This window comes from Rhodomicrobium udaipurense JA643 (assembly GCF_000636015.1).
GTDB lineage: Bacteria > Pseudomonadota > Alphaproteobacteria > Rhizobiales > Rhodomicrobiaceae > Rhodomicrobium > Rhodomicrobium udaipurense.
On record NZ_JFZJ01000160.1, the window covers coordinates 1 to 6,786 of the forward strand.

Annotated in this window: 6 protein-coding genes; 3 read left to right on the forward strand and 3 right to left on the reverse strand. The window is 62.1% G+C overall.

Annotation, left to right across the window (positions count from 1 at the left end; genetic code table 11):
• Positions 1-20: 20 nt before the first annotated feature.
• The 3 genes from T281_RS19940 (at position 21) to T281_RS15710 (ending at position 3,773) form a co-directional block, all read left to right on the forward strand.
• Positions 21-206, forward strand: a complete 186-nt coding sequence (locus T281_RS19940; RefSeq protein WP_420834882.1) for an HNH endonuclease — start codon at positions 21-23, stop codon at positions 204-206.
• A gap of 124 nt (positions 207-330) precedes the next feature.
• A complete protein-coding gene (gene thrS / locus T281_RS15705) occupies positions 331-2,253 on the forward strand; it encodes a threonine--tRNA ligase (RefSeq protein ID WP_037241588.1) in 1,923 nt (640 codons plus the stop codon).
• A 269-nt stretch (positions 2,254-2,522) separates the two neighbouring features.
• Positions 2,523-3,773 (forward strand): CPBP family glutamic-type intramembrane protease, encoded by a 1,251-nt coding sequence (locus T281_RS15710; RefSeq protein ID WP_162173198.1) that lies wholly within the window; start codon positions 2,523-2,525, stop codon positions 3,771-3,773.
• A gap of 25 nt (positions 3,774-3,798) precedes the next feature.
• Here T281_RS15710 and T281_RS15715 read toward each other — a convergent pair whose 3' ends face one another.
• From T281_RS15715 to yidD, 3 genes are all read right to left on the reverse strand, one after another.
• Positions 3,799-5,898, reverse strand: coding sequence for an acyltransferase family protein (locus T281_RS15715; protein ID WP_155955303.1), 2,100 nt, complete (start codon positions 5,896-5,898; stop codon positions 3,799-3,801).
• Between the two features lie 344 nt (positions 5,899-6,242).
• Entirely contained in the window at positions 6,243-6,509 is a 267-nt protein-coding gene (locus T281_RS15720) for a hypothetical protein (protein ID WP_037241601.1), read from the reverse strand.
• Positions 6,510-6,602: 93 nt separating this feature from the next.
• A partial coding sequence (gene yidD, locus T281_RS15725; RefSeq protein ID WP_037241604.1) for a membrane protein insertion efficiency factor YidD occupies positions 6,603-6,786 on the reverse strand: 184 nt, incomplete at its 5' end.

Here is a 6,786-nt window from a genome sequence, read left to right on the forward strand (position 1 = left end):
CGATACGAATTTTGTATTTGTTGGAGTGTGATGGTGTTAGATGCGCCTGTTGTAAAATATTGCACTCAGGCAGAAGACAACTGCGTCATCTTCAGTGCGATCATATAATCCCCTGGAGCAAGGGAGGAAAGACAACATGGCAGAATTTGCAGTTGCTGTGCCCGAGATGCAATCAACTTAAGAGTGATAAGCCTCACTCCGTGTAATCTATCGGAGGATGGTGGAAACCGCTGTCCTCCTCCCGGGTCTTGACATCGCGCGACGCAAACGCCAATACGGTGCCATCCCAATATCTTACCCGCGCAAGTAGGCGGGAGTGAGAGGCACACTATGATTACACTGACTTTCCCCGACGGTTCCGCACGTTCATTCGACGCCGCCATCACAGGCGCGGAACTCGCCGCATCCATCTCGAAATCGCTGGCGAAAAAGGCCGTCGCGGTCGCCCTCGACGGGCAGCTTGCCGACCTCGCCGACCCGATCGAGGCCGACGCGCGCGTCAAGATCGTGACCCGCGACGACCCGGAAGCGCTGGAACTCATCCGCCACGACGCCGCCCATGTGATGGCCGAGGCCGTGCAGGAGCTTTTCCCCGGCACGCAGGTCACCATCGGCCCCGTCATCGAGAACGGCTTCTATTACGACTTCTACCGCGCCGAGAGCTTCACGCCTGACGACCTCGAAAAGATCGAGGCGAAGATGCGGGAGATCATCGCGGCCGATAAGCCTTTCGTGAAGGAAGTGTGGTCGCGCGCGAAGGCGCAGGACTTCTTCGCGGCGGAAGGCGAGGGCTTCAAGGTCGAACTGATCGACGCCATCCCCGAGGGTCAGGATCTCAAGATCTACCGTCAGGGCGATTGGCTCGACCTGTGCCGCGGCCCGCATCTGCCCTCCACCGGCAAGGTCGGCAAGGCGTTCAAGCTGATGCGCCTCGCGGGCAGCTATTGGCGCGGCGACTCGAACCGCGAGCAGCTTCAGCGCATCTACGGCACCGCCTGGGCGAGCGACGAGCAGCTCAAGTCCTATCTGACGATGCTTGAGGAAGCCGAGAAGCGCGACCATCGCCGCCTCGGTCGCGAGATGGACCTGTTTCACCTTCAGGAGGAAGCGCCGGGTTCGGTCTTCTGGCACCCGAAGGGCTGGACGGTGTTCCAGGCGCTTATCGCGTTCATGCGTCGCCGCCAGCATGCGAGCGGCCATGTCGAGGTGAACTCGCCCGACATGATGGAACGGAAGCTCTGGGAGCAATCCGGCCACTGGGAAAAGTTCGGCGAGAACATGTTCACGACCGAGACGCCCGACGAGCGCGTGTTCTGCTGCAAGCCTATGAACTGCCCCGGCCACATCCAGATCTTCAAGAACGGGCTGAAGAGCTATCGCGACCTGCCGCTTCGCATCGCGGAGTTCGGCAAGGTGCACCGCTACGAGCCGTCGGGCGCGCTCCACGGCATCATGCGCGTGCGCCACTTTACGCAGGACGACGCACATATCTTCTGCACGCCGGAACAGATCACCGAAGAATGCGTGCATCTGAACAGCCTCCTGCTGTCGATCTACCGCGACTTCGGCTTCGAGGACGTCGTCATCAAGCTATCGACGCGGCCGGAGAAGCGCGTCGGCTCCGATGAGGTGTGGGACAAGGCCGAAGCGGCGCTGAAGGCGGCTGTGGAAGCTGCGGGCGAGCCTTATACGCTCAACCCCGGCGAAGGCGCGTTCTATGGGCCGAAGCTCGAATACACCCTGCGCGACGCCATCGGCCGCGAATGGCAGTGCGGGACGATCCAGCTCGACTTCAACCTGCCGGTGCGGCTTGGCGCGTTTTACATCGGCGAGGATGGCGCGAAGCATACGCCGGTGATGATCCACCGCGCGCTGTTCGGCAGTCTGGAGCGCTTCATCGGCATCCTGATCGAGAACTACGCCGGGCATCTGCCGCTGTGGCTCTCGCCGGTGCAGACGATGGTTGCGACCATCGTTTCCGACGCCGATGCCTATGCGGGCGAGGTCGAGGCGGCGCTGGTTGCGGCGGGCGTCCGAGCCGAGACCGATCTTCGCAACGAGAAGATCAACTACAAGGTGCGTGAGCACAGCCTCGCGAAGGTGCCGGTGATGTTCGTCGTCGGCAAGCGCGAGGCGGAGGAGCGGACCGTTTCAGTGCGCAGGCTCGGCAGTCAGGCGCAGGAGACGCTGTCGCTCGACGAAGCCATCGCGCGGATCGCGACGGAGGCGGTGCCGCCGGATCTGCGCCGGTAGTGTCCGCGTCAAAGGATTGAGCGAAAAGGCCGGGTCATCCCGGCCTTTTTTGTGCGCGCTGCTCCACCTTGGCCGCAGCGTCAACGTGTCCAATTGTAATGAAATGTGAAACGCGAAGCGCTTCCGATTCAGCTACTCTTGGTAGCATACGAAAGCATAACAGGCATGCGCATCGGGATCGTTTTATCATTACGTGGTTTTGAAGAGCATACACTGGAGAAAAACGATAAGCTGGACCTGAAGAACGGTTTTTGGAACATATGGTTGAATTGGCAAACACTCTGGCCGCCCCGGCTCTGCCTCGCCTTCACGCGAGGGTAAGAAACAACTCTATCGAGATTCCCAGAAACCCTCTGTTTTCCAGCCTTACGCGGCAGCAGATCAGGCTCATCCTCCCGCATATCAAGTATAAGCGCTTAAAGGCCGGACGCGAAATCCTGTCCGAGGGGCAAAGAAACCCCGGAAAAATCTTCATCGTCATCGAAGGGCAGGTGGCGGCCACGAAACTCGGGCTTTCGCCCATCGAAGGGCTGCCGACATCCTACGAGATCGGCCTGATGCGCCGCGGCGATATCTTCGGCGAACTGTCGTTTGTCGACGGTAAGCCGAGCGCGTTGACGTTCACGGCGACGGTTGAGGCGACGGTTGCGGTGCTCGACCTCAGCGGTTCGGCCCGGCGACGCACCACAAGGCGGCTCAGGGAGATCGTCACAAGCAAGCTTCGCCATCGCATCGCCCGGCACGCGGACGACTCGGTGACCTTGCGCGTCAACACGCTTCAACTCGAAAACGAGTTCTCCGCTTACCGCAACGGCGTCGGACACATCGTCGTCACCACCTTGTGTCTTCTGTCGTTCTACACGCTGACGCTCAGCTTCCTGCCCGCCTTCAAGAGTGTGGCGCACGCGAATTTCGCGCTTTCTCCGCTGATCATCCTGCTGTTCAGCCTGTCCTTCATCCCGATCATCGCGACAAGCGGCTTTCCTTTGAGCTTCTTCGGGCTTCAACTGCGCAACTGGCGTCCTGCATTAGCCTACTCGCTGCGCATGTCGCTTCTGTTCATCCTGTTCTTCCTCGCGGTGAAGTGGGTGCTGATCCACACCACCCAAAGCTTCGCGGACGTGACGCTGATCGACGGCGCTGACGTCCAGATGGAAGGGCACCTGGGGACGAATTCGGCGTGGTACTGGGTCGCGCTCGCGGTCTATCTGTTGCTGACCCCGATGCAGGAGTTCGTCGCGCGCTCCGGCATTCAGGCACCGCTCTACGCCTTCCTCCATGGCAGCGAATTGAAGCGCCGCTGGGCGTCGATCCTGGCATCAAACCTCGTGTTTGCGGCGGCTCACGCGCATATCAGTCTCGCCTTCGCGCTCGCCGCGTTCCTCCCCGGCATCTTGTGGGGCTGGATTTTCGCCCGGACGAACTCGCTGATGGCGGCGACCGTCTCGCACATCCTCATAGGCGGCTCGGGGATGTTCCTCTTCGGCGTGGAGACAATGGTCGAGAGGCTTTCGGCCTGAGGTCGACGCGCCCATCGCCGCCGCTCTATCGGGAGCCTCCCTCGGGTTGGAATGTGCTGGCCGCGAGGCTGCCCGCATCCATCGGAGAGGCAGACCAGGCTCTCTCGACCGGCACCGGCTCGGGTAGAGGCAGGAACGCCGCTGGAAGCGCCGCCCTATAGGCGCTCACGAGCGATAGCGCGCCCTCCGCCGTCAGATGGTTATTATCGGAATAGAGGTGCTTGCCCTCCCGCACCGGCCGGCACACATCGCCCTCGCACAGCGACTCGGCGGGCCAGAAAACCGCCACGTTGGGATTGTTGTCGGCGATGGATCGCAGAAGGTCATTCGTCCAGCCGAATTGGACGACATAGTCGTCGCGTGCCACGAAATAGCAGTCCGTCCAGCCGAAAACATGTTTGTAGACGCCGAGACAGTGGCTTGTCGGCACGCGGATCTCCGGCACTTGAGCCATAAGCACCACCTTGATGCCGGCATCGGTCAGCTTCGAAACCGTTTCGCGCAGCGCTTCGGCGAAGACATCGCGTGACCGGCGCGTGTCCGGCCTCTCGTAAAGGGTGCGCGTAGCGGTCGCGGTTTCCGCAAAACCCCAGCGTCCAGCGAGGATGACGACCTGCGGCCGTTTCAGCACCAGATCGGCGAGCACGGCGGCTTTCTGCTCGAAACACTGCACGACGTCGGCGTTTCGCCGCTCGAAAGTGAGATAGACGCCCACAACGGGCGTGCAGCGCGGCCGGTAGAGCGTCGTGGTGTCCCCGTATACGGCTGCGATCAGCGTTTGATAATGCCGCGCGTGGGAATCGCCCCACAGCACGACATCGTCCTTGGCGCCACCGTCGAGACGGCCTGTCTCGCATTTCTCAAGCCCCGGCGCGATTTCCGAGGATCTCGCACAAGACATCGCGGGCGCGAGGAAGGCTGCGTCCAGCTTTTCGATCATGTCCGGCGGGAAGCGCCATTTTGCGCCCCCCGACAGCTGAAAATAGGCTCCTGTGGCGACGAGAACGGCCGCGAACGCGCCCGCGCCATAAGCGGGCAGGGTGAACGGCAGCGCGAACCCTCTCGGCCGAGGCTGCGCCCGGGCTACGGAAGTCGCGGCGGAAGCGGGGCGATGCCTGAAGGGGCGCTCCACAAAACGCCATGAGGCCCAACCCGCCAGCACCGCCAGCGCGACGAACAAGGCGCTCTCGGCGTGTGTCGGCTCGCGGATCATCACATATTTGGTGAGCGCGAACACCGGCCAGTGCCACAGATACAGCGAATAGGAAATGAGGCCGAGGAACACGACGGGCTTCAGACGCAGCAGCGTTCCGGAGCGGGTCCGCCGTCCCGTCTCGGCCCAGATTACGAAGGCGCAGCCGAGCACAGGGGGCAGAGCCGCGAAGCCGGGGAACGATGTCGTCTTGTCGTAGAAGATGACCGGCGCGATCATGAGCGCGAGGCCGGTGAAGGATACCGCTTCTGCGATCCTGTTCGAGCGGATGGGCGGAGCGATGCCCACGGCGAGCAACGCGCCCGCGAGCAGCTCCCAGCCGCGGGAGGGGAGCTGATAGAAGGCGAATTCCGGCCGAAGAACCATGTAGATTTCAGAGACGATGAGCGAGCACACGGCGAGCGCCACGAACAGCGCTTTCGCCCGCCGCGCGCTCATCAAGGCCAGGACGCCGAGCAGGAGCGTCGGCCAGAGGATGTAGAACTGCTCCTCGACCGCAAGAGACCACATGTGCAGCAGCGGGTTCTGCTGAGAATCGGGATGGAAATAGGACGGGCTGCCCATGAGGCGGATATTGGCGGTGAACAGCACCGTATGGGCGAGGACGTTTCCGTAGCTTCTGAGGTCGTTCGTCGCCAGAAGCAGAAGGCACGCCGCCGACACGAGTGCCAGCATCGCGAACAGCGCCGGCAGGATGCGCCGGGCGCGGCGGGCGTAGAAGTCGAGATAGGAGAATCCGCCCTCCGTCTGCGCCTTCAACATGATGGACGTGATGAGATAGCCGGAGATGACGAAAAAGATGTCAACGCCCACATAGCCGCCCGCAAAGACTGGGCTTCCGGTGTGGAAGAGAACCACGGATGCGATGGCGACGGCGCGCAGGCCGTCCACCTCCGGGCGATAATTGATCATGCGGCGCTCCACCTATAGTCGTGGCTACCGTATTTCTCTCCCGCGGATGAGAACAGCGCGTCCCGATCTTTTTCTGTGGAAACCGACTGATATTACGATATGGAACAAGCGGGGAGGCCGAGGGCCGCTCTAGCATGTGCTGGAGCCATGCTTCATTGGGGTTGAAGCGCAAGTTTTGGCGCAGCGAGGGGAGCGACCGACAACGCATTGTATCGCTGCGCTGGCGAAGCATGCGCTTGCACCGCAAGGGTTGCGTCGTCGGGCGCGGCCCGCTCGGCACGCTAGTCGGGGCGCGATCCCGATGAATGGTCCGCTCTCCTGATGCCCGCGTCGCTCGTTTGGCGTTACCGCATCCGCTCCCACACGGCGGCCTTGGTCGGGGAGATACATTTTCCCTTTTGATAGAACTTGCCGACACCGCATTTGCCTGGCGCGGGCTTCACCTTCTTCACAACGACGGGCTTCGGGCAGTCGCCGCAAAGGTAGTTCCACGGCGAACCGTTGAACGTGGTGATCGTATAGGCCTGAACGCACTGGGCGCTGGCCGATGAAAGTGCCCCGGCGCAAGCCATCGCAAGGCCGGCGAAGAGCGCGGTTTTGACGATACGCATAACGGTTCCCCCGCTTCGGGCGATTTGATGCAACCGATAATAGGGAGGAAGCGATAATGGCCAGCTAAAGCGGTGGTGGCAATTTTACAGGCGCTAACAGCCGGTTACCTGATCGGCAGCGGCGCGAGCGCGCCGGTAGCGCCAGACGCGCCAGGGCGCCCAGAAGGGGATCTTTTCAGCGCGGAGATCGGGCGCGGGATCGTAACCCGAACTGCCCCACGGGTGGCAGCGGAGAATGCGGCCGAGCGTCNNNNGCCAGCCGCCGAGCCACGCGCCG

Bases quoted from the DNA above. Each gene is read 5' to 3' on its own strand.
- thrS (WP_037241588.1), top strand. From the start codon at position 331: ATGATTACACTGACTTTCCCCGACGGTTCCGCACGTTCATTCGACGCC.
- T281_RS15715 (WP_155955303.1), bottom strand. From the start codon at position 5,898: ATGATCAATTATCGCCCGGAGGTGGACGGCCTGCGCGCCGTCGCCATC.
- T281_RS15720 (WP_037241601.1), bottom strand. From the start codon at position 6,509: ATGCGTATCGTCAAAACCGCGCTCTTCGCCGGCCTTGCGATGGCTTGC.